The organism is Paenibacillus xylanexedens (assembly GCF_007676705.1).
Lineage (GTDB): Bacteria > Bacillota > Bacilli > Paenibacillales > Paenibacillaceae > Paenibacillus > Paenibacillus xylanexedens_C.
Window position 1 is genome coordinate 46,345 of the sequence record NZ_VEBF01000002.1, and the last position, 23,922, is coordinate 70,266.

The following is a 23,922-nucleotide window of genomic DNA, read 5'->3' on the forward strand; positions in this document are numbered from 1 at the left end:
ACGGATCAGGATTTATCTGAACTGTCGTTCTTTTCAACATAAGAATTGACAGGATGATAAGTCCAAACCAAAGAAAGGAGTGTTTAAAATGGAAGTTACATGTTCTAAATCAGATATTAAAGAACGTTTATATCAACAATTTGCTCGAATTGGGAAATGTTTATCGAGTGATAAAAGACTTGAGATTATGGATATCTTGTCAAACGGACCGAAATCTGTTGATAGTTTAGCTACTCAAACAGGTATGAGCGTGGCGAATGTATCCCGTCACTTACAGATTTTGCTGGAAGCTAAGCTCGTTAAATTTCATAAAAAAGGTACGTTTGTTATATATAACATCAGTGACTCATCTGTAACACAGTTTTTGTCCTCATTGTGGAATATATGCGAGGACAGACTCGCTGACATTAAGCTGATTAAAGATGAACTGGAAGTACAATATGAAGGAGTTCGCAATATGAGTAAAAACGACCTAATGCTTAAAATGAAGCAAGATAGCCTCGTTCTCATAGATCTTCGTCCCGTTGAGGAGTATGAAACATCTCACATTCCAGGTGCTATTTCTGTACCCTTAGAACAGTTAGAAGTATTTCTACAAACATTAAATAAAGATGTAGAACTTGCTGCCTATTGCCGAGGACCTTTTTGTTCTATTGCATCTCAAGCTGTGAATTATATCCAAGAACAGGGTTTTAGAGCATACCGAATAGAAGAAGGCGTTCACGAGTGGAATGCTTACGGAAGTCCGGTTTCAGCCAAGGCAACCATATGATATATGTCCTTATAATCGTTCTTATACTGATTTACTGGATATATAAATATCTCCGCTTCATACGTAACGTAACGGTTTTATCGTTAAAATCAAACCTAATCTTGGTGCCTGATCATACTAAATGCCTCGACATAAGAGATAGTTCTGATTTTGAAAAAGAGTACGTTCCAAATTCCATTAATATCTCTATAGGACGATTGCCTTATGTTTGGGGAAAAGAAAATTTGACCCCCGAAGATAGCGTAATTATACTGACCAATAACTATTTTAAAGGAATAAAAGCTATACGTATTTTACGAAAACAGGGATTTTATGATTTGTATTTATTAGTAGGCACGATAACTCAATTCATTGAATGGAGTCAAAATCAGCAGAGAAATTCAGAACAATTTTGTAATGAATATGATTGGAGCAGTACCCATATATGTTCCGAATAACATACAGTAAGGCGTGATTTTATGACAAATGTCCAAGAAATAACTTCAGTGAATGAAATAGATACGTTTATTCAGAATAATCGACTAAGTATGCTATATGTGTCTCAAGATAATTGTAGCGTATGTCATGCAATTTATCCCAAACTGAAAGAATTGCTTAACCATTATCCAGAAATAAAGCTTGCTCATATCGATGCTAGTCAAGTAGAAGCAGTGGCCGGCAAATTGTTAACTTTTACTGTCCCCACGATTATCTTGTTTTATGACCAAAGGGAGTATCTTCGTGACGGTCGGTTTGTCCAATTTGAGCAATTAAAAGCAAGATTAGATGAGGTTTATAACGCTATATAAAAAGTTCCATCATTCTAAAACTTTGGGGGTATATTTATGAAGAAGATGAAAGCCATGCAAATTCCAGCTGCAGGAGAAAAAATGCAGTTAGTTGAAGTACCAGTTCCGCAGCCTGCAGAAGGGCAAGTGTTACTCCGCGTTGAAGCTTGCGGCGTATGCAATGGAGACTCAATGGCGATGGGTGGTGCGGCGTCAGCCTATCCTCGTATCCCTGGACATGAAGTGATAGGAATCGTTGATGAGCTTGGAGCAGGCGCATCAAAATGGAAAATTGGAGCACGTGTTGGCATTGGATGGCATGCGGGACATAGCCATGTTACCGGATTAACGATGGACGGTGGATATGCGGAGTACATGGTTGCATATGAAGACAGTTTGTCTAGTATCCCAAATGAAATTTCGGTGATGGAAGCTGCTCCACTAATGTGTGCTGGTGAAACAACGTTTAGTGCCATCAAAAATAGTAAAGCTCGTCCTGGTGATCTGGTAGCAATTCAGGGAATTGGTGGGCTAGGACATCTGGCCGTTCAGTTTGCAAGCAAGGCAGGATTCCGCACCGTGGCTATTTCACGAGGAAATGACAAAGAAGCTCTTGCACGTGAACTTGGAGCTCATCACTACATTGATTCGGCCGAAGAAGATCCAGCTGAGGCATTGCAAGCATTAGGCGGTGCCAAAGTTATCCTGGCAACTGCACCTAACGCAAAGGCTGTTTCCTCTTTGATCAACGGTTTGGGTCAAGACGGCGAGCTTATCATTGTGACAACTTCCACTGATCCACTAGAATTATCAGCAATGGACTTTTTGAAGGGACCTGGCACAGTCAAAGGTACGTTAACAGGTGGAGCGGAAGAAATCCAAGCAACGATTAATTTCAGTGTACTGACAGATACACGTCCCATGATTGAGTCATATCCATTAGATCGTGCTAGCGAAGCTTATGATAGAATGATGTCAGCATCCACTCGTTTTCGTGCTGTACTGAATATTTCTGAATAAAGGTGTATCTCCAGTAGAGATAGCACGATTTGCAGAAAAATCGCAATGTATGCCTAAAACCACTTGTTCAAGTTGAACAAGTGGTTTTTCTTATAAGTTAAGATAGGTCCTAAGCTTTAATACAGATACAGTGTTATGTCGAGCGACGTTCAACTAACTTATATGATAAAGGGTTTAGCTTATTGCTCGTGTTATTCCACCCATTTTGCAAAATGAGAAACGCATTCTCAGCTTGCTGAACAACTGGATAGTCAATCGTTGTCAAATCAAGCAAGTGAGCGACTTCCGTATTATCAAAACCCATAATCCCCAAATCTCCCGGAATGGAAAAACCTAACCGACGCAAAGCTGTCACAAGACCAGCTGCCACTTCATCATTAGCACAAAAAATAGCATCAGGTCTATTTTCCTGCAATACCCACCACTCAGCTATTTCCTCACCATCTCGAACAACAGTTTTATCTTCGAAATGAGGAAAGGGATACGACATGATATTATGTTTTTTTATGAATTCAGTATGGGCACGAATCCGTTCCTTTGTATTCAATCCTTTAGACATTGGATATATGTTAAGTATTTTTCGGTAACCTTTGGAATGAAGATGTTCAAGACCTGTCCAATAGGCATGGAATTGATCCATAAAGACAGATGGAAGATTCTCGTTTTGAAGACGTTGCCAAGTCACAATGGGACCATATCTGGCATAGGATTCAATCACATTCCAATCATTGGACCGTATCATACATACAATAGCATCCAATTGCTTTCGTTTCAGCATTTCCAGGGCTACAAGTTCCTTTTCAGCATCTTCGTTCGTGATAAAAAGAGTGATGTTAAATCCGTTCTTCTCAGCTATTAGAGTGAATGCACGAACAAAATTAATAATAATGGGACTAAAAGAGACCGTTATTATTCCAATCTGACGAGTTTTCCCTTTTTTTAGAGAGATCGCATTAGCATTGGGAACATAATCAAGCTCCTGGATGATTCCTAAAACTCTTTGTTTAGTTAAATCACTTACGTAGCCGCGATTGTTAATTACTCTTGATACAGTTGCTGTGGATACTCCTGCTAAGCGAGCAATATCGTGAATATTCGCCACCTCTAACCACCTCTTAGGAGCAAGCATATCATGTTTCCTAAGCAGCCACAAAGTTGAAAAGGAAGACAGTCAGTACATGATTATTTGTAATGCTTGACATGTAATGCATTACATAAAATACAGTACAAGTATAGTTTGAATTTAGTTTTTTAGGAGGAGTTCAATATGAAAAAAGGTCTGAAAATTGCAACTATTGGCGGGGGTTCAAGTTACACACCGGAATTGGTGGAAGGATTTATCAAACGATATCATGAACTTCCCATCAAAGAGTTATGGCTAGTAGACATTGAAGCAGGCAAGGAAAAACTTGAGATTGTCGGCGCTATGGCTCAACGTATGGTGAAAGCTGCAGGGATTGATTGTGAGGTTCATTTAACACTCGATAGACAGGAAGCTTTGAGGGATGCAGATTTTGTAACCACTCAACTGCGAGTAGGACATATGGATGCACGGATCAAAGATGAGACGATACCCATTAAATACGGACTAATTGGTCAAGAAACGAATGGGGCAGGGGGAATGCTAAAAGCATTTCGAACCATTCCAGTTATTCTAGATATCGTTGAGGATATGAAAGTGCTTTGTCCAAATGCATGGCTGATTAACTTCACGAATCCAGCTGGCATGGTTACTGAAGCAGTTCTTCGTTACGGAATGTGGGAGAAGGTTATTGGATTGTGTAATGTACCCATTGTGGCTGTGAAAAATGAATCCGCAGTGCTTGAAAAGAGTGAAGATGAATTATTTTTCAAATTTGCGGGGATTAATCATTTACACTGGCACAAGATTTATGGACACAATGGCCAAGATCTTACCCGTCAAGCGATCGATAAATTGTATGGTCCCGAAGCAAAATCAGAGAAAATCGTTGAAAACATTAAAAACATGAGATTCCTTCATGAACAACTTGTACAACTAGAGATGCTTCCATGTCCTTATCATCGTTACTATTACATGACTGATGCGATGATCCAAGAAGAACTTGAAGAATCGAAGGGAGAAGGAACTCGCGGACAAGTAGTGAAACGCTTAGAAGAAAGTCTGTTCGAACTTTACAAAGACCCAGGATTGGATCATAAGCCAGAAGAACTTGGAAAACGAGGTGGAGCTTATTATAGTGATGCTGCCTGTGAGATTATTAACTCCATTTATAACAACAAAGGCACCCAGATGGTTGTAAGTACACGCAATAATGGAGCGATTAATGACCTACCAGTGGAAAGTGCCATTGAAATCACCAGTGTGATTACTTCCCATGGTGCTGAGCCTATTCATTTCGGTTCTTTTCCTCCCGCACAACGAGGATTATTACAGCTAATGAAGTCCATGGAGGAATTAACGATTGAAGCTGCGGTAACAGGAAGCTATGCAACGGCCCTGCAAGCATTTACATCTAATCCACTGGTTCAAAGCGGAGACTCGGCCAAAGCTTTGTTGGATGAATTGCTTGAGGCACATAAACAGTATTTGCCTCAGTTTCACCCGAAAGAGTCCCTTCTTGTATAATAGGGCTCATTAAAACTCTAAATCATTTCCCGTTTCTTACAACTGAAAAGGACTTCAAAGCCTAGTACAGGCCTTGAAGTCCTTTTTTTACTCTGTATTGAAATCGGTTGTTCTTCATGTGACCCTAGAATTCGGCTTAGTGTAATTGGAAGTGCTCTTGCCACTCATTCAAGCCCTCTTCCATACGATAAGCTGTAAAGCCTTCAGATTGTAATTTCTGTGCTGCTAATGCAGAGTAGACACACAATGGGCCTCTACAATATGCGATAATCTCTGTGTTTTTTGGAATGTCTCTTATGAATACTTCTAACTCTTCCATCGGCATCGAGATTGCTCCCGCAATATGATCCATTTCATATTCTTCTTTAGGACGTAAATCCACCAGAATGATTGAATCATTTTTTATTCTCTCCCTGACCTCGTCCATAGTAAGTGTTTGAATGTCGTCAAGATTGTTTATAAAGTCATCTTTCATTCTACTGATGTCAGGAATCTGTTTCTCACTAATTCGCCATAAAGAGGACAGAAAATTGATGATCTCCGGATCAGCTAAAGAGTAGATCACAAAAGTTCCTTTTTTCGTGAATTTAACCAGCTTGGCATCGAGTAGAACTTGAAGGTGTCTGGATACATTCGCAACATTCATATCTGTAGATGCAGCTATTTTTTCTACTGTTCTAGAGCCATTGGACAACAGGTTCAAAATCTCCAGACGCTTATCACTGGATAAACATTTTCCTATTCTGGCCAATTGTTTATATAAATCTTCTTTAAAAAGCTTCGCTGAATTCAATAATTCTTCCATTATCGTCAACCTCTATTCTTATTTTAATATCAACGGGAGTTCCCCAACTTCAATTCAAACTATAATCTTCATTTTTAGAAATCGCTTTTAAATGGAACCCTTTATTGATTCAATTGAATATTAAAATTTTAACATGAACAACCAGAGTGAAGTCAAGTTATTAGGTTAAAATGCATCTAAGTAAGAACTCTAACTCCAAATATTCATTTCAATCTATGGATATCCCGCCTGCAGTCAATTGATGAGGAACAGTTGACGAAGAGATCCTACAATGCTATAATTCAATTAATCAATTGAATATTAAAGGTTATTCGTATATGTAATTGTCATACACACTCAAATTTGGAGGGATAACATATGTACAAATCTGTAATTGTCGGAACAGGGCCAGCGGGATTAACCGCAGCAATATACTTGGCTCGTGCGAATATGAATCCACTCGTCATTGAAGGACTCGAACCAGGAGGGCAGCTTACAACCACAACCGAAATTGAGAATTATCCTGGGTTTCCAGAAGGAATTATGGGACCAGAGTTAATGGATAATATGCGTAAACAAGCTGAGCGGTTCGGGGCTACGTTTGTTAACGGTTGGGTAAAGGCCGTAGATTTGAATAACCGACCGTTTAAACTGGACGTGGAGGGCAAAGGTGAAATTATTACTGAAACTTTGATCATTTCAACCGGTGCCAGTGCGAAATATTTAGGAATACCAGGTGAAACAGAAAATGTAGGTCGTGGAGTGAGCACTTGTGCCACTTGTGATGGGTTCTTCTTTAGAAATAAAGAACTCATCGTAGTCGGTGGTGGCGATACTGCCTTAGAAGAGGCAAACTTTCTGACACGATTCGCTTCCAAAGTGACTTTGGTGCATCGTCGCGAAGAACTACGAGCCTCCAAAATTATGCAAGATCGCGCTCGTTCAAACCCTAAAATTGCGTGGGCTTTAAGTAAAACCCCACTTGAAGTAGTGGCTGGTGAACGTGGAGTGACCGGATTGAAAGTCCAGAACAATGTCTCAGGCGAAGAAGAAATTCTAGACGCACACGGTGTATTTGTAGCTATTGGTCATCATCCGAATACAGAATTTTTAAATGGTCAAATTGAGACGGATGAGAATGGCTACATTGTCACAGTTCCCGGTACATCTATGACAAATATTCCAGGTGTGTTTGCTTGTGGAGATGTACAGGATACTCGTTATCGTCAAGCTATTACTGCAGCAGGATCTGGAGCTATGGCAGCCATGGATAGTGAAAAGTTTATCGACTCTTTAGAAAATAATTAAAGACGTGGGGAAAGGAGCATATTAAAATGCCGGATCAAAAAATGGTTATGAATACGGTTTGGTTCAAAGACGCAAAAGGATTTGGTCGCATTAAAAGCGACAATTTGCTAACCCAAGTTGCTATCCCTATTCCTAAAGGAGGAAGCGGAGAAGGTGCTAATCCACAACAACTTCTGATGTCCTCAGCCATTGCTTGTTACGCTCTGACTCTAGCTTATATGTTAGATCGCAAGAAAGTACCCGTTGCTGGATTCTTTATGGATACAGAAGGGAACACAGCACAAGGAAACCAACTGAGCATTACACATCGTCCGCATGTTGTTTTATCCTCAGATGCCTCCAAGGAAGATATTGCTGTAGTCGAAGCACTATTCCTACAAGCAGAAGAAAAATGCCACATTGGTCAGCTACTTGTTAAAGCAGGTGTGCCGGTAGGTACCGAGGGTAAAGTATCCATCGATGCTGGAGATGATCTGACAAGTAACTATATTGAACAACATCAAATGGAATGGTAAACCATTCATTATAAAAGGAGACTATACAAATGAAAAAAATTACCTCGAAGTTAGAATTTGATACAGCTATCCGTTCCCCAAAAATCACTGTTGCTGTCTTTAAAGCAGATTGGTGCCCGGACTGCAAATTTATTGATCCATTCATGCCTGAAGTTGAAGAAAAATTTGCGAATGATCTGGATCTTATCGAAGTTGATGTAGATCAAGTAGGTACTGTAAGTGAAGAACAAAATATTATGGGTATTCCAAGTTTTGTAGCCTATGTCGATGGTAAAGAGCTTACTCGATATGTCAATAAGCTTCGTAAATCACGCGAAGAGATAGAACATTTTTTGCAAAGTGCGGTTGAAGGTACAAGATAATGAAAAAGAACGACCTGTACGAATGTTAGTGCATCAGGGATTCGATTTCAAATAAACATTTATTAATAAATATATTAAGTAAGTAAACCTGGAGGTTATTATGAACAATTCACAATCTGTGGAAGCTCTTTTTAAACCATTCGAAATGGGAAATCTCAAACTATCTAACCGTATTATTATGGCACCAATGACTCGAAACTTTTCTCCGAATGGCGTACCCGGGGAGGATGTCGCCGCGTATTATCGTCGTAGAGCTGAAAATGGTGTTGGACTTATTCTGACAGAGGGTACATTTATTAACCATCCTGATGTTGCTTCTAATGTGCCCGCATGGCAGGAGGATGTACCACACCTATACGGAGAAGAGGCGCTAAACGGATGGTCAAAAGTAGTTGATGGTGTCCACGAAGTCGGCGGTAAAATTTTCTCACAACTATGGCACATGGGTGCACGTGGTAACGTCAATGATTACACTAAACAAGAGATTTCCGAATTGGTTGAAGCCTTCAAACAGGCGGCAGTCAATGCTAAAAAAGTTGGTTTTGATGGCATCGAGATTATGGCATCACATGGATTTTTAATCGATCAATTTTTCTGGAAAAAAACCAACTCGCGTAGCGATGAATATGGTGGCGATATACTCAATCGTACCCGATTTGCCAGTGAGGTTATTGCAGCTTGTCGAAGTATTGTTGGACCAGACTTCCCCATTACGCTACGAATCTCACAGTGGAAATATGATGACTATACAGCAAAACTAGTCGACACTCCAGAAGAATTAGCACAATTCTTAGCACCACTGGTCGATGCAGGTGTAGACATCTTTCATGCCTCTATTCGCCGCTTCTGGGAACCAGCTTTTAAAGAATCTGACTTGAATCTCTCAGGATGGATCAAAAAATTGACGGGCAAACCAACCATTACAGTTGGATCTGTTGGACTCGACGCTGACTTCTTGGATTTCTTTGATAATGGGGAAGATGCAAATGGCAAAGCAACCCAAATCGGTGCTTTAGTTGAGAGATTAGAGCGCGAAGAATTTGATTTGATCGCAGTTGGTCGTGCATTGTTAGCCGACCCTGAATGGGTGAATAAAATACGCGAAGGAAAAACAGAAGATTTACTTCCGTTTACGCGCGAGGCACTGAGCACTTTATATTAAAAGGGAACTACACTACAGATTACTCATGCTTATGCTTGACTTACGTATCAACACGTCTTATAATTCAATTATTCAATTGAATATTAATTTTAATATATAATCATATATCACTAACAAATCATATGAATTGAGGAATTTACTATGAGTCATACAGACAGTTTATTTAAAAAATCAAATTTCAAACGTATTGGAGAATTCAATTCGGTTTCTCCAGAGATCTTCAAGGCATTTATCAATTTTGAAAAATTAGCATTAGCTGAAGGTAAGTTAACTGCTAAATTTAAAGAGATCATTGCAATCGCTATAGCTCATACCACAGGATGCCCTTACTGTATTGAAGCTCATGTGAAACAAGCTAAGAAAAATGGTGTTTCAAAAGAGGAAATGGCTGAATCAATCATGGTTGCAACAGCACTCAAAGCAGGTTCGGCAATGGCTCATGGTGTTAATGCTTTGAACGCGTATGATGGAAATGATGACGATGAGTTGTATCGTGCATCATATATTAATCGGCTGAGAGAGTTCACCCAACTAAGTGATTCCTTTAAAGCCTTTGGTTCTTTTGATCAGCAAGCGTTAAAAGCCGGCACACTCAGTACCAAGGAGAAAGAATTGATTGCAGTTGCGGTAGCCCATACGACGGGGTGTCCATATTGCATAGATATTCATACCAAAGCCGCTAAAAAAGCCGGTGCGACTAAAGAAGAGTTGGCTGAATCAATCATGGTTGCTACAGCATTAAAAGCAGGTTCAGCTCTTGCACATGGCGTAAATGCTCTAGTTGCGTTTGACGAATAACTTTAACTGAAACGGGAGGATACACATGAATATTGAAATCTGGTCTGACATCGCATGTCCATTCTGCTATATAGGTAAACAAAATCTGGAGAAAGCTCTAGAAGGATTGCCTTATAAAGATAAAATTAATATTGAATACAAGAGCTTTGAACTTGATCCGTCCGCTTCCTCATATGATGGAACAAGTTTTGCAGATAAATTAGCCCCTAAGTTCGGTGGAAGAGAACAAGCGAAAGAATTCATGAGTCACTTGACTCAACAAGCCAATAGCGTAGGATTATCTTTTCAATTAGACACTCTAAAACCTACCAATACACTGGATTCCCATCGTTTATTAAAATGGGCAAAAACGAAAGGCAAAGAAACAATGCTAAATGAAAAATTACTTGTCGCACATTTCACTGAATCAAGAGATGTAGGAGATTATAATACCTTGGCCGATATTGCAGAAGTAGTTGGATTAGATAGAGAAGAAGCACTTGGTGTCTTGAGAACGAAGGATCTCTATGCAGATGAAGTACGAAAAGATCAGGATGAGGCTCGTCGAGTTGGAATTAGCGGGGTACCGTTCTTTATATTCAATCAAAAATACGCAGTTTCAGGGGCACAACCGACAGAATCGTTTTCTCAAGTGTTGGAGAAAGTGTGGGAAGAAGAGCATCCGGCAGCTAAGTTTGAAATGCTTTCTGATGAAACCTCTAGTGAAGGATTATGTACGGATGAAGGGTGTGCGATCCCGCCTAAGAAGTCATAAAGAACAAGCAAAGACTTAATTAGATTAGAATAATATAAAAATATATAATAGAGGAGCTTAAACATGAGTAAATTGAATGGTGTAAATGTGAGTATGCTTGGAAGCTTGGCGGAAAATTATAAGAAACATCCTGAAGAGGCGATTACAAGTTTTGCTTCTACAGTAAAATGGAAAGATGGCTTTTACTCTGAAGCCGAGGTTGGGGACTATAAACCGGTACCTATGGATGAACCAGAATGGCTATCCGGAACGGGAAAAGGGCCAAATCCAGTTGAGCTTCTGTTAAGTGCACTTGGCGGTTGTGTAGGTGTTGGATTCATTGCAACAGCTAGTGGTATGGGGATTAAAGTACAATCTCTGGAAGTTGATGTTACTGGAGAAATCGATCTAAATGTTTTCTTCGGCTTAAAAGAAGGAAATCCTGGCTTTGATGAAATAAATGTTCGTTTCAATGTAGACAGTGACGCAGACGAAGCACAGGTTCAACAGTTGATAGCAAAAGCCATTGAAATATCACCTGTGAAAAACACCATTGAAAGAAACGTTAAAGTGACTTCGTCGTACACACTTAACAGTTAAAACTTTGGATACTTGATTGTCTTGCAAGAAGCGTAGACATTATGCGAGAAACACATAGCATAATGTCTACTTTTTTAAATACCAGTATAAAAGTCTTGCAGTAGGAGTGGAGAAAACAGATGAAATACGATTTTGATGAAATCATTGATCGAAAAAACACTAATGCGATGAGTACAGATGGTTTTAAAGAATACATTTTTAAGGCCTCTAATGATATGACGTTCCCTTTTAAAGATGATGAATTTATTCGCATGTGGGTTGCTGATATGGAATTTGCGACTCCACCTGAAATCATTCAATCTGTTAAAGATCGTTTAGATAAACGAACTTTGGGCTATACCAAAGTATTCGATCCTGACTACTATCTTTCGGTTGTTCAATGGACACAAGATCACTATGATTGGAGCTTTCAAAAAGAACATTTGGTCACTTCACCTGGTATTATTCCCGCGTTATATGAGTTGGTTGAGTACATTTGTAAACCAGACGAAAAGGTTTTAATTGTTACCCCATCATACGCATATTTCAAGCATGCTGTAGACTTCAATCATCTGGAACTGGTGACCTCTGATTTAGTGAATCAACAGGGATACTATACGATGGATTATGATGATATAGAATTAAAAGTGCGTGATGAAAAGGTAAGCTTATGTATTTTTTGCAATCCTCATAATCCCACAGGACGTGTTTGGACACCAGAAGAACTGAGTAAGTTTGGCGAAATATGTCTCGAAAATGACGTTATGATTATTTCAGATGAAATTCATTGTGATTTGCTTAGAAATGATATGGTTCATACACCTTTGGCAAAGGTCTTTCCAAATACAGACAAGATCATCTCCTGTATGGCTCCAAGCAAGACTTTTAATATGGCAGGGATGATGCTATCCAATATCATCATTCCCAATGATGAAGTCAGAGCGTTGTGGAAGGCACGACACTACAGTATGGAAAATCCACTAAGCATAGCTGCAACACAGGCAGCTTATCAACATGGTGATGAGTGGCTGAGACAATTAAAAACTTACTTAGATGATAATTTTCTTTTTACGCAGCAATATTTAGAAAATCATCTACCTCAGGCTGTATTCCGTGTCCCAGAGGCTACTTATCTTGCATGGGTGGATGTCCGTGCATATCTTCCTAATGAAGAAAACATGTCTTTATATTTTGCGAACAATGCAGGAGTGCTACTGGAAGGCGGGAGTATGTTTGTAGCCAATGCTGATGGTTATATTTTGCTTAATCTGGCTTGTCCGAGGGCAATTTTAGAGGAAGGTCTAAAGAGAATTTGTGAAGTTTTGCAGTAGAAAAACTATACCTAGAAAAACGACAAAGATGGGGATTATTAGTTTAGACCTAACGTTTACACATTAGATGATATCGAGTCCAGATAAAGAAAATCGTATGCTCCACGAGTAACAGCTCGTCAAGCATACGGTTATTTCATTTTGTAGAACGATCAACCATAGGAGGACTAGCTGGCATGAATATTGGCGTGAACTCTTGAGGATTGGCTTGATCACAATGTACGAGATTAGGTACACCGGGTTGTTATCAACCCCAGATAACAGCATCTCTTCGGCCTTGTTGCCCATATTGATTTATTGCAGACTGACAAACAAATCCATGATTTGACGATGTATGGTGTCGCAGGCAATCACTACGAGCCAATCGAAGAAGATAAATATAAGCCTCGCCTAGAGGAGTTTCATATTCCTTAAAGACTGGCTTTATTCTTTATATGTGATAACGAATGTATCACGTCATATTGATGTTGACCAATCCCATTTTGAAATAGAAGGTTTTCAACATAATAATTCTTAATTGCATAATAATAGTTTAATACATGATGAATTAGTATAGAACGTAACAAAATTAGAAGTTTTAAATGAACTTTTAACGTTCAAGCAAGTGTGTCTGCTCAATAAATGGGAGGATTATCAGCCAGTACTCCATAGCGGAAATATCTTCATACCGTTGGCATATTAAACCATATGAAATGAGAGGAATTACGAGGAACATAGATACAGATAGACACATTTATCCATATATTGAGACCAACTAGAATTTTATTTAGCAGGTAGTGGTCATTAATAAATGAATGTCGTGTGGAGGAATGAATGGATATGAATATGAATCGCCCTTGAGGATTAATGTCGAGGGACAAGAACATAGTCCGATCGCCGATTAGATTTATATCTAACGATAAGCACATGCACTCAAAATCTCATTAAGTACCATAATACATTGTAGGACGGATCAGGATAAATAAGCCTAAGTGCAGAATGGCTTTCTTCCTCATCCTCCAGTTCAACATTAAGTTGGTTGAAGTAGTTCTCGATTTGCGTAGATAGTGCCGAGAGGATCGTTTCCTCATGATGCAAAATGACAATGTACTGCTTCGTTTTGATGATTTTCAATCTACCTACCTCCTGAAAAAGAAAATAACCCTCGAAAAAGGGGTCGTAGTTCTAGGTCACGAATATAGTATATGTCCCAAAGTTCCCCTGAACCGGTTTTGAGTTATCGGGGTATTTGTGCGGTGCAGGAAATAGTCGAGAACTAGTAATTACGAATATTTGGGGATGCGTTACATTTATAATTTTGGGAGGGAGGGTTTCAACTGATGGGAAAATCCACAATCTGCTCCATGCAAAGTCTATTCTATAAACAACGGCGGTTGTTTGTATGGAGCAATAACGAACGAAATTTAACCGCTGAATCATCTCTGGCATGATGTTTACTGTTTATAGAATGACTTTGCTCCCTTAAATTTTCAAAAAAACTTTAAGGAGCAGAGCTATCATGAAATATGTAAATGCAGACAATATCTTTCCGGAAGAGTTGCTAAAAGAAATTCAGAAGTACATTCACGGCCGCATGGTGTATGTCCCGACCCCTGAAAAATTGCACAAAAAATGGGGAGAAAAATCGGGGAGTAGAGAACAGCTAAGTCTAAGAAACGAAACGATCCGTCAAACATATTTCAATGGAAAGTCGATCGATGAACTCTCGAATGAATTCGGTCTTTCCTACGAAAGCATTAAGAAAATCATTTACTCTAGAAAATAGACTCACTTGTAAGTCACATCGAGCTTTCTGATGTGGCTTTTTGTGTAGAATTTGATTCTGAATCAAATTCAGTATATTTTCAATCAGCACCTTTTGTTACCATGAAAATAAAGGGGAGAGGTTATATGGATAAAAAGATTAAACTACTATACACACAAGATATATTGAGACAGTCCGCACAATGTTTTGGAATACGTGAAGACTCAATTTTCGAATTAAATGGATTTCAAAATTTCGTTTATTCCGGGGTAGTTGGAGATCGAAAAGTTATTTTAAGAATTGCCCATGTCACACATCGAAATGAATTATTAACAAGAGCAGAACTAGATTTTATCATGTTCCTGGCTGATTGCGGAATGAAAGTAGCGAGGCCCATTCAGTCTTTATCAGGGGATCTTATTCATATCATTGACGAGTCCTTTGTTGTGACAGCTTTTGAGAAAGCACCCGGCAAAAATGCAGTAATAGCCGAGGAGAGCAATACGTTTTATGAGAATATCGGTCAAATGGTCGGGAAAATACATAAGTTTTCATTTAATTATTCGTCCCAACATTCACGCTATGAATGGAATGATAATGCCCTATTAGCCTCATTTAAGAAGTATTGTCCGTTAGAATTACATGATAACTTTGATCGTTTAATTACTGAAGTTAGCGCTCTAGCCAAGGAAAAAGATACGTACGGTCTTATTCATGGGGATATCAGCCCTGGCAATTATCTTAATGGTGGGGACAATGCCTTTATTATTGATTATGACGATGCGGAATATAGCTGGTTTGTTTCTGATATTGCTACTCCATTATTCTATGAAATCCCTATTCCGTGGGTTGTGTCTGGAGATGTAAGAAAGGAGATTACAAAGCGTTTCTATTGCAACTTCTTAAACGGCTACTGTAAGGAAAATACTGTGAGTCAAGGTTGGTTAAACAAAATCCCATTATTTATTAATTTAAGGCAAGCTAGAGTTTTAGCCGCGTTCTATAGAAGCAGAGATTTTAACGCTCCTGATTGGAGCGAATGGGATGAGCAAGCCCGACGCTTCTACTATGAAAATTTGTTAAATAACACTCCCTATATTGATATGGACTTTTTGTGTTAACGGGTACGATAGTTTAACAAAGCCAGAAAAGGAAGGGCCATCCCACAAAGGATGGCCTTTAAACTTGCCGTTACAGACAGCGGGGATTGTCGAGGGACAAGAACATAGTCCGATTGCAGATTAGGCGTACATCTAATCGTTATTTTGCCGTTAATTCACCCACAAGCAGTTGCGCTGATGCTCAGAGGCAGTAAACCTGATGAGGCAAAAATGATACTCAGTTGAAGCATATGTGATAAATCATTGTAACACACTTAAGCTTATAGGATTTTTCGAACAGGATGATACGGAGTTTTAAGTGTGTTGATAAAAAACAGCTAACTAAGACTATGTCCTTAGTTAGCTGTTTTTTATTCATCTTTTTAATTTTCTATAAAAGTTATGAATCTCTTGTGAAATTCTCCATCATTCCAGCTGGATACCGGCTACCGGCTGATCCGTGTGGAAGGATCTCCTTAATACGTTGAAGATCAGCTTCTGTAAGTTTAACGTTAGCAGCAGCAACGTTTTGCTCAACCCGCTTAGCACTTCGTGTACCCGGGATCGGAACGATATCTTCTCCCTGGGCGAGAAGCCAAGCCAGTGCCAATTCGGCTACAGAAATACCTTTGTTAGAAGCCAGTTCATTAAGTTGTTCTGTTGCTCGTAAATTGTAGATATAATTTTCGCCTTGCCAGCGCTCGTCGTAACGGCGCATATCGTCTTCCGCGTACTCTTGGGCTGGTTTAACAGCACCTGTCAGGAACCCTCTGCCTAAAGGAGCGTAAGGCACTAAACCTATACCGAGTTCATTCAATGTCTTTCGTATATTGTTGTCCTCAATCTCGCGTTCGAATATCGAGTATTCAGTCTGAAGCATAGAGACTGGTGTAACCGCGTGAGCTTTACGAATTGTGTTTGAACCGGTGTTGCTCAAACCGAAATATTTAACTTTGCCTTCTTTGATAAGGTCTCCGACGACCCCAGCTACTTCTTCGATAGGAACATCGGGATCTGGGATATGCTGATAGAACACATCAATGTAATCAGTCTGCAGATAGCGAAGACTGTTCTCAGCTACCTTACGAATATTTTCTGGCCGGCTGTTAAAACGTGTTCCAATCTGCTCGGCTGTCATATCAAAGCCAAACTTGGTAGCCAGTACTACCTTGTCACGAAAATCCTTTACAGCTTTACCCAGCAACTGTTCATTGTGACCATTTCCATATCCATATAATTCTGCCGTATCAAAAAAGTTAACTCCAAGCTCATAAGCTCGACGAATAGTTGCTATTGCTTCATCTTCATTTGAAGGACCGTATGCCATTGTCATCCCCATCGTACCCAAACCAATAGAAGAGACTTTTAAACCTTGTTGACCAAGACTTCGGGTTTGCATTTTTGTTCCTCCTTAAATAATTCTATCACCTAAGTGTTTAAAGCCTAGATAAAAAGGTATCCAATCTTAGCTCGTTCAATATGAATTTTCATCACTGTTATTCATAGGAACAAAAAACATAATATCATGGGAATTAAATAAAGTAAACAAAAAGTATATAAAATGTCTATTTAGTATAGTTTGTTTAAAATGATGATTATGAGATATAATATAATTTATAAGGGGGCAGTTAGATGGAACGGCAGATTGAAAAACAACATCAGATGAGGCAAAAGCTTACTAATAGATTGTTATTACACGTTAGAAAAAATGGGTTTCAAGGTTTGAAAATGGATGAAATCTCAAAGATTATGGGTATAAGCAGGGCGACTTTATATAAATATTTCTCTACCAAAGAAGATATTATTTCGTTTATTGTGAGTACATTTGTCGAATATATCCACGAAATTATTGAAGATTCTGATGCTGATCAAGTATTTGTTCAGCGATTTCAGCAAACATTTGAACAAACAATCTTATTAAAAGAGTTCATCACAGACATTTTCTTAAGGGAACTTGAAAATAGTTATCCTGAGAACTATGAGCGACTAAAAGAAGCCATGAAGCAACGAGAATATCAGGAATTGGCTTTTTATGATGAAGGAATAAAAGAGGGTTTTTTTAATAAGATTGATGGTAGGCTTATCATTATGCAAGATGAGATTCTAAGTAACGTTTTAGATGTAAAGTACCTGATGGAGAACCATTTGACTGTGTATCAGGTGCTTTTTGACTATTACAATCTAAAGAAATTTCAGTTGTTTAAACCTGATAAAATTAAAATGATGGATGACAACCTGATGATCCCTAGAATTGAGTGCATGGCACAAAAAATTTCAAAAAACTTATATTAATCTTAGCAATTTGGATTATCTAATTTTCTATAAAGTGAACACGTCTTAAGCTTAAGTTGGGCATTTTTCCGTGATATATTAGGAGCATAGAAAAAGGACGGCTGCACAACATTCAAAGTCGCTCATTTAGCGGATTTTTTGTTTTTATGTCGAGGGACAAGAACATGTTCCCATTAAAGTCGCTATTTTAGCGGCTTTTTTAATTTATCGGTACAAGTTCTTGTCCCGATTGCCGGAATGGACAAGAACATAGTCCGATTGCCGATTAAGCGTATATCTAATCGTTATTTTGTCGTTAATTCATTAAACTAACGGGCAGGTTAGTTTAATGATTTCTTTGTTTTCAACATAATTATGATAAAGTAAAACAGGGGGATGGAAATGAGAATAGCAAAAAATATTGGGGTAGTATCTTCAATTTGCACCATGATACTATGAATTATATTAACTTTATTAAATCCTTACACTCATGAACGCGCTGAGAATGATGTTATCATAAGCACATTATTTTCGCTTTTGGTTCCAGCTTGTTTAGCATTGTTAGCATCCGTTATCAAAAAACCATCACTTATGTTTGTTGCATTTGTCTGGTCACTTCCTATCAGTCTATATTTGACGATGACTCCAAGTATTTTTAAGTTGTTTGGAGTTACTTCTTTTATGTACCTCATATCTGGTGTTTTGACGATTAGGGAAATTAGGTCACGACTTAAGGGGATTAATTAGGGATAGAATTGACTTTGAATCATTAGGGAAATATGAACATACATCATTACGCTAAACGGGAAACGATAGCATAATAAACAGCTGATCCATGTGATTGGTTGCTTTATTCAACTAACGGATAGGATACTTTCAAGATTAGACGCGGTGAACCACACTAAAAGTATCGACGAGTTTATCTTCGTTAGCAACTATTAAGCAGGATAATACAGTTTCTGGGTCGAATTTGGTTGGCGGTAAGTTAGAATGGGGGGGGGATAAGATATGGAAAAGTACGGAAGTGACAAGGCACGTTTTCTAAAAGAAATAATGGATTTGATGGTACCCATAGAAGGCGGATCAATTGAACTACGCGATTTTCTTAATACAGATAAATGGCTTAGTACTGATTACACTTTATCTAACCCAGAAAGTAGTAAAAAGACTATAACGTGGACTGAAGCTATAGAGCCATTCCATGTAATGAAGTATCCAGTAACACAGCAGTTATATCATTTTGTCATGCATGAAGAAGAAATAGAGCCACTTGTGAGTAAACTGCCAATCACGGAAGTTTCGTGGATGGATGCTATTGCTTTCTGTAATGAGTTATCGAGAAAGCTTGGCAGGATGGAATGTTACACAGTTACAAACGAAAGTGAGAACACAATATATAACAAAATAGCGAATGGATTTCGATTACTGTCAGACGCTGAATGGCAGTATGCGTGCAAAGCAGGATCAACGGGATATCGGTATGCAAGAATTGATCAAATTGCATGGTATCAAGGAAATTCCAATGGATCTGTTCATAAAGTAGGACAGTTGCTTCCTAATCCATGGGGACTTTATGACTTGATCGGTAACGTCTGGGAATGGTGTTGGGATCTATATGATGCTGAACGATATGGGAACTATAGAGTTTTCAGGGGAGGCAGTTGGGCTGAAGTGGAGAACAATTGTGGTTCTACGAGTAGAAGGAAAAGCATGCCCAATTTCAAAATAGATGATCTTGGTTTTAGAATAGCACTTACAAATCCTTGAGAAAATGACACATCGAGTATGTTCAAGTCGTTGAGCTGACGGTAGGTGTTCAACTATCGGGAACTATAGCTTACTGATGACCCGAAGGCAGCCGACGACTAAGATCGGCTGCCTTCGCTGCGCTAACGGGGGCAGGGTAATTCAATATCTTTGTCTTCATAATGCTTATCCACTTTAACAAAGATGAGAAAACAGTTTAATGAGTAAATATTGCCAATGCAGCCAATGAGGCAAGATTCATTTATGGCGAAACAGAGGCGTACAAAGTATATAGTGAAACGATGGGAAATTTATCAGTAGATGAAAAAAAGAAACATTTTTCCGACATTGAAGAAATATATAAACAAATTGCGTGTTGTATCCATCAGGATCCTTCCTCCGATGAAGTGCAGCGATTAATCGAAGAGTGGAAAGAAAATCTAATGCAATTCATGACATGCGATGCAGAGTTACTGGCTTGCATTGCCCATACCTACAAATTTGATGCACGGTTCAAAAGCTACTTTAATCAATATGGTCATGAGGATTTAGCAGATTTTCTTTACAGCTCAATTATGCTAAATATCAATCGGGAATCATCTCAATGAATGGTTAATGCTCGATAGTCACTCCCTATGGTAGGTTGGACCATGACGATTGTCTATGTGGCATGGTCAGCTGCCTTTATTCAACTAAAGGGCAGGATAGCGTAATAAATGAATATATCTATAATCGACCTTTTTTCGATTTTTCTTATCAACTATTATGTTTATATAATAACTTAAAGGAGGGTGGTTTTACGTTAGTGGAAAATCCAAACATCATACTCATTACAGGAATAATGGCCAGTGGAAAATCTACCGTAGCACAATTACTGTCCGAACAATTTGATAAATCGGTGCATTTACGAGGTGATATTTTTCGAAGAATGATTGTAAATAACCGCAAAGAGGTTCGTCCAGATTCAGAAAGTGACGAGTTTGATCAGTTGAGGTTACGATACCAGCTCGCCGCCCAATCAGCGGAGATGTATTATAAGGCGGGATATACGGTCGTTGTTCAAGATGTTGTCATCGGACCATTACTTACTGATTTCATCTCGTTTATTAAGAGCCGGCCATTTTACTTAGTCGTGCTTTGTCCAAACTCTACAGTGGTTGCAACGAGAGAGGCTACGCGGGCAAAGAAGGGTTATGGGATTTGGAGCGTAGATGAGTTGGATCGCGTATTGCGAAATGAAACTCCACGCTCGGGTCTTTGGTTGGATTCATCTGATTTGTCCCCTAAAGAGACGGTTAAAGAAATAATCATGCGACTACAAAACGAGGCGTTGATAACATAAACGATGACGCTAACGGGAAACGATAGCTCAATAAAAAAAAGGGGCAGCCGGTCAACATGATCGGCTGTCTCTATTCAATTAACGGGCAGGTTAGTTTAATGAATAACTTTCCAGTCATTGGGTAGACTACTCTCGCATTGGTGAGAAGTTATTTCTGCGAGGAGATTCTTCTCAAGGAGGATATTATGAGAGTTAAGACACTATTTATTCTAATGATAATAAGTTTGTTCTATTCACTGCTGTCGAGCACTGCTACAGCCCATAACATAGAACCATCCGAATTTGTGGCAGCCCCTACTGAGGGCGAAACTCGCCAGGGACCAGTAAATCGGTTTGCAAAAGCAATACTTCGAAACGATCTTGATGAGGCACAAAAATATGTAGAAAAGGATTATGTCCAAATCCCCGAGATAAGGGGGAATTCCCAAATCAGCGGAGTACAGCTCGTTTCCTCACCAAAGTCAGATGTGAAATACCTACTAGCTCATTTTAATGATGAATTTTTAGAGGAAGAACGACTTGCTTTCATATGGGAACTAATCATAAAGGAAGACCGTATCACTAAAATCAGCATTCTGTTCGACGGAGCCAATCCGCTCGTCGATGAGGCCCGATTGATCAGGGAATACCAACTGAGGTTCAAAAGGGACGTACTGGTACCCTCTGGGTTTCCGTTCAAGATAACTCACTTCGACGGATACGTTGATAGTAATGAATCACTTGAACTAATCTATCGAAACAAAGCACTGAACGGCTTCTTCCGGGTCAAAGTATTCCCAGTGGTAGTAGAACTGGAACGGTGCAAAGGAAAGGATGATGTGTATTATCAACTAAAAGACGGAACGAAAGCATTGTACCGGCCTAAATTCGAATTGGGATATGAACTTCGATTCCAGAAAAACGGGATGCAATATACGCTTGCGATTGGAAACAAGAAAATGTTGAAAGCGAAGTTTAAAGCAACAGACTTACTCAAACTTGCCAATTCTATGATATAGAGAATCAAGAGCCATATCTTGGCTTGCTTGTGCTAACTCACTATGTCTAGAAAGTATAAGGTTAGATTAGCGTAATCTATGATGAATAGGTGATTACACTAATGGGAAACGATAGCGATATGAAACAAAAAGCAGCCGACCAACGTGATCGGTTGCTTTTATTTCAAACTAAAAGGTTAGCCCGCCGATTCACTCCCGGCGGGCTTTATTATTGTACAGCTATTCGGCACAACAAACTCAACGGAACTCAGATATACGATAGGTCAATGACCGGGAACCATCCGTGAGATAACCGGAAGTGCTTTTGCACGGTGAAGTACGTCCAATCTTGTTGTGTTTTGATGATTCTCACTTATATCCCCCTCGAATGAAAAGACCTGTAATAACCTTAAGACAACAGATGGGCGTGTTGTTGTGGCAAGAAACTAGAGCGAACTACCATCCTTCCCGCAACAGCTCGCCATTCGTCTGGACCATTCATGACCGGCTATGCTCTGAGATTCCTTAGCATTCGCGTAGGAGATGCGCGTTGCAAGGGACATGAACAAATTGGTAGTGAGTCTTAAAATAACTGGGCAGACAATAATGAACAACATCGCCGGTAAAACCAATCAATATGCCTAGTTCATCTATCGCCTGGCTGCAACGTTTGTCGTGTCAAGGGAAAATGAGTTGCACGGGAATAACGGCGTTCTTAGGAGAATAAATATCTTCCATTTGTTCACGTAACAGCTTTACGGCTGTTCGTGCCATTTCCTGTTCATCCTGCTGCACATAAGCTACGCCTGAAAGATGTGGATTATCGAAAGATAGCAAATCGATATTTGAGTGATCGTTCAGACGACTGATAGCGGCCGATGTAAGGCGTGCGGTTTCTTCAGTCAAGGAGAAGGCTGCCGAAATTCCACTGTGGTCCTGCAAGAAGTCGCTTACATAGTCCAATGCTTGCTCGCCGCGTAGAATGTCGAGAGGGATGTGACACCACAAGCTCTTGTCAATCGAGATGCCTTGATCTGTGTACGCCTGCTCAAAGCCGAGCGTGCGATCCTCGACGGCTGTATTGGCATTTTCAGGTGAGATGAGCGCAATCTGCTGATGACTCTTGGATAGCAAATGGGAGACCGCCTTGTACGCACCGCCGTAATTGTCGGATGTAATGGTGTACGTCTCAATATTGCGCAGATAGCGGTCGATGAACACACACGGGAATTTATCGAGCGACAGACGCAGTAATGATTCGTTGTACTTCTCATCTTCTGTCGGAAAAACGATCAGCCCCTTCACACCGAGCTCCGTTAGTGTACGAATGACGTTTGATTCGATAGAGGAGGACTCGCGCGTGATGCTTAGTATCATGCTGAAGCCGGCTTCTTGCAGGAATTGTTCCGTGTAGTCAACGAGCTTCTGAATGACACGGGTCCTCATCGTCGGAATGATGAATCCGATGAGCGGCATGGAGGACGCGCTGCGTGGGGATGGTGGGGAATTGATGCTAGAAACAACAAGACTAGAAGAGACGAATGAGCCTTTGCCTTGTACGCGTATAATTAATCCTTCGTCAGCTAGTAGGGTTAGGGCGTTCCTGACGGTTATTTTACTTACTCTGAATTCGTCCATTAGTTCTTGCTCAGAAGGAATGCGGTCCGTTGGCCGAAGCTGCCCTGATTTAATTTTCTGAAGAATATCTTCTCGAATTTGTTTGTAGAGCGCCAGCTTTTTCAAAAAGTTGCATCTCCCCATAAACTTTATGATTTTATAATCAATTGGTTATATAAAGCATATTTCATCTATATTATAATACGGCATGTAAAGCGCTTACAATATTGAATCTGAGAAATTGTTGCGAAGGGGTCTTTTCTTTGAACGGTTAGAATTATGTTAAGGATGGTGGTGCCAAGGTGGACTGAACCCGCTTAAATTAACAGAACTAACTAGTCAGCCGACTTTTCAAATGCATAACAAAAAAAGAGAGGATGACGAAC

The 23,922-nt window shown here is 39.5% G+C and carries 25 protein-coding genes; 20 read left to right on the top strand and 5 right to left on the bottom strand.

The genetic code is table 11. The features are described 5' to 3' along the window. Positions 1-88 precede the first annotated feature (88 nt). The 4 genes from FS628_RS10180 to FS628_RS10195 all read left to right on the top strand — a co-directional run bounded on the left by FS628_RS10180 (position 89) and on the right by FS628_RS10195 (position 2,559). The gene (locus FS628_RS10180; RefSeq protein WP_145321600.1) at positions 89-772 is read left to right on the top strand and encodes an ArsR/SmtB family transcription factor; all 684 of its coding nucleotides are present in this window, start codon (positions 89-91) and stop codon (positions 770-772) included. 104 nt (positions 773-876) lie between these two features. Further along, a complete protein-coding gene (locus FS628_RS10185; protein WP_222125214.1) occupies positions 877-1,209 on the top strand; it encodes a rhodanese-like domain-containing protein in 333 nt (110 codons plus the stop codon). Positions 1,210-1,230: 21 nt separating this feature from the next. Next, complete coding sequence (locus tag FS628_RS10190) at positions 1,231-1,560, top strand: thioredoxin family protein (RefSeq protein ID WP_145321604.1); 330 nt, start codon at positions 1,231-1,233, stop codon at positions 1,558-1,560. A gap of 36 nt (positions 1,561-1,596) precedes the next feature. Then, positions 1,597-2,559 carry a zinc-binding dehydrogenase gene (locus FS628_RS10195; protein WP_145321606.1) on the top strand — a complete coding sequence of 321 codons (963 nt, stop codon included), beginning with the start codon at positions 1,597-1,599 and terminating at the stop codon, positions 2,557-2,559. Between the two features lie 133 nt (positions 2,560-2,692). On the opposite strand, the gene FS628_RS10200 is transcribed toward FS628_RS10195, so the two are convergent. Beyond that, positions 2,693-3,661 carry a LacI family DNA-binding transcriptional regulator gene (locus tag FS628_RS10200; RefSeq protein ID WP_145321608.1) on the bottom strand — a complete coding sequence of 323 codons (969 nt, stop codon included), beginning with the start codon at positions 3,659-3,661 and terminating at the stop codon, positions 2,693-2,695. A 165-nt stretch (positions 3,662-3,826) separates the two neighbouring features. Here FS628_RS10200 and FS628_RS10205 point away from each other — a divergent pair, with 165 nt between their 5' ends. Then, a complete protein-coding gene (locus FS628_RS10205) occupies positions 3,827-5,167 on the top strand; it encodes a 6-phospho-beta-glucosidase (protein ID WP_145321610.1) in 1,341 nt (446 codons plus the stop codon). 136 nt (positions 5,168-5,303) lie between these two features. On the opposite strand, the gene FS628_RS10210 is transcribed toward FS628_RS10205, so the two are convergent. Next, positions 5,304-5,972: an ArsR/SmtB family transcription factor gene (locus tag FS628_RS10210; protein ID WP_145321612.1), complete on the bottom strand. Its 669-nt coding sequence runs from the start codon at positions 5,970-5,972 to the stop codon at positions 5,304-5,306. Positions 5,973-6,329: 357 nt separating this feature from the next. Between FS628_RS10210 and trxB the strand changes: the two genes are divergently transcribed. The 8 genes from trxB (at position 6,330) to FS628_RS10250 (ending at position 12,739) form a co-directional block, all read left to right on the top strand. Next, positions 6,330-7,259, top strand: coding sequence for a thioredoxin-disulfide reductase (gene trxB / locus FS628_RS10215; protein WP_145321614.1), 930 nt, complete (start codon positions 6,330-6,332; stop codon positions 7,257-7,259). Between the two features lie 26 nt (positions 7,260-7,285). After that, positions 7,286-7,774, top strand: coding sequence for an OsmC family protein (locus tag FS628_RS10220; protein WP_145321616.1), 489 nt, complete (start codon positions 7,286-7,288; stop codon positions 7,772-7,774). 29 nt (positions 7,775-7,803) lie between these two features. Further along, positions 7,804-8,136 carry a thioredoxin family protein gene (locus FS628_RS10225; protein WP_145321618.1) on the top strand — a complete coding sequence of 111 codons (333 nt, stop codon included), beginning with the start codon at positions 7,804-7,806 and terminating at the stop codon, positions 8,134-8,136. Between the two features lie 100 nt (positions 8,137-8,236). Then, complete coding sequence (locus FS628_RS10230) at positions 8,237-9,298, top strand: NADH:flavin oxidoreductase (RefSeq protein WP_145321620.1); 1,062 nt, start codon at positions 8,237-8,239, stop codon at positions 9,296-9,298. A gap of 141 nt (positions 9,299-9,439) precedes the next feature. Further along, complete coding sequence (locus FS628_RS10235) at positions 9,440-10,096, top strand: carboxymuconolactone decarboxylase family protein (protein WP_145321622.1); 657 nt, start codon at positions 9,440-9,442, stop codon at positions 10,094-10,096. Positions 10,097-10,121: 25 nt separating this feature from the next. Further along, on the top strand, positions 10,122-10,850 hold the full coding sequence (locus FS628_RS10240) for a DsbA family oxidoreductase (protein ID WP_145321624.1): 729 nt from the start codon (positions 10,122-10,124) through the stop codon (positions 10,848-10,850). A gap of 63 nt (positions 10,851-10,913) precedes the next feature. Further along, entirely contained in the window at positions 10,914-11,429 is a 516-nt protein-coding gene (locus FS628_RS10245; RefSeq protein WP_145321625.1) for an OsmC family protein, read from the top strand. Between the two features lie 119 nt (positions 11,430-11,548). Beyond that, the gene (locus FS628_RS10250; protein WP_145321627.1) at positions 11,549-12,739 is read left to right on the top strand and encodes a MalY/PatB family protein; all 1,191 of its coding nucleotides are present in this window, start codon (positions 11,549-11,551) and stop codon (positions 12,737-12,739) included. A 912-nt stretch (positions 12,740-13,651) separates the two neighbouring features. On the opposite strand, the gene FS628_RS10255 is transcribed toward FS628_RS10250, so the two are convergent. Further along, complete coding sequence (locus tag FS628_RS10255) at positions 13,652-13,852, bottom strand: hypothetical protein (RefSeq protein ID WP_145321629.1); 201 nt, start codon at positions 13,850-13,852, stop codon at positions 13,652-13,654. Positions 13,853-14,237: 385 nt separating this feature from the next. Here FS628_RS10255 and FS628_RS10260 point away from each other — a divergent pair, with 385 nt between their 5' ends. Then, positions 14,238-14,504 (top strand): CD3324 family protein, encoded by a 267-nt coding sequence (locus tag FS628_RS10260; RefSeq protein WP_145321631.1) that lies wholly within the window; start codon positions 14,238-14,240, stop codon positions 14,502-14,504. A 125-nt stretch (positions 14,505-14,629) separates the two neighbouring features. Next, positions 14,630-15,604 carry a phosphotransferase enzyme family protein gene (locus FS628_RS10265; protein ID WP_186327785.1) on the top strand — a complete coding sequence of 325 codons (975 nt, stop codon included), beginning with the start codon at positions 14,630-14,632 and terminating at the stop codon, positions 15,602-15,604. A gap of 379 nt (positions 15,605-15,983) precedes the next feature. On the opposite strand, the gene FS628_RS10270 is transcribed toward FS628_RS10265, so the two are convergent. After that, positions 15,984-16,982: an aldo/keto reductase gene (locus FS628_RS10270; RefSeq protein ID WP_145321635.1), complete on the bottom strand. Its 999-nt coding sequence runs from the start codon at positions 16,980-16,982 to the stop codon at positions 15,984-15,986. A gap of 233 nt (positions 16,983-17,215) precedes the next feature. On the opposite strand from FS628_RS10270, the gene FS628_RS10275 reads away from it, so the two are divergent. From FS628_RS10275 to FS628_RS10295, 5 genes are all read left to right on the top strand, one after another. Next, positions 17,216-17,875: a TetR/AcrR family transcriptional regulator gene (locus tag FS628_RS10275; RefSeq protein ID WP_145321637.1), complete on the top strand. Its 660-nt coding sequence runs from the start codon at positions 17,216-17,218 to the stop codon at positions 17,873-17,875. Positions 17,876-18,862: 987 nt separating this feature from the next. Beyond that, a complete protein-coding gene (locus FS628_RS10280; protein WP_145321639.1) occupies positions 18,863-19,621 on the top strand; it encodes a formylglycine-generating enzyme family protein in 759 nt (252 codons plus the stop codon). A 209-nt stretch (positions 19,622-19,830) separates the two neighbouring features. Next, positions 19,831-20,208 (top strand): TipAS antibiotic-recognition domain-containing protein, encoded by a 378-nt coding sequence (locus FS628_RS10285; RefSeq protein WP_260871081.1) that lies wholly within the window; start codon positions 19,831-19,833, stop codon positions 20,206-20,208. Between the two features lie 197 nt (positions 20,209-20,405). Next, the gene (locus tag FS628_RS10290; protein WP_260870995.1) at positions 20,406-20,942 is read left to right on the top strand and encodes an AAA family ATPase; all 537 of its coding nucleotides are present in this window, start codon (positions 20,406-20,408) and stop codon (positions 20,940-20,942) included. Positions 20,943-21,127: 185 nt separating this feature from the next. Then, positions 21,128-21,940, top strand: coding sequence for a hypothetical protein (locus tag FS628_RS10295; RefSeq protein ID WP_145321641.1), 813 nt, complete (start codon positions 21,128-21,130; stop codon positions 21,938-21,940). 657 nt (positions 21,941-22,597) lie between these two features. Here FS628_RS10295 and FS628_RS10300 read toward each other — a convergent pair. Continuing rightward, a complete protein-coding gene (locus FS628_RS10300) occupies positions 22,598-23,662 on the bottom strand; it encodes a GntR family transcriptional regulator (RefSeq protein ID WP_145321643.1) in 1,065 nt (354 codons plus the stop codon). Positions 23,663-23,922 lie beyond the last annotated feature (260 nt).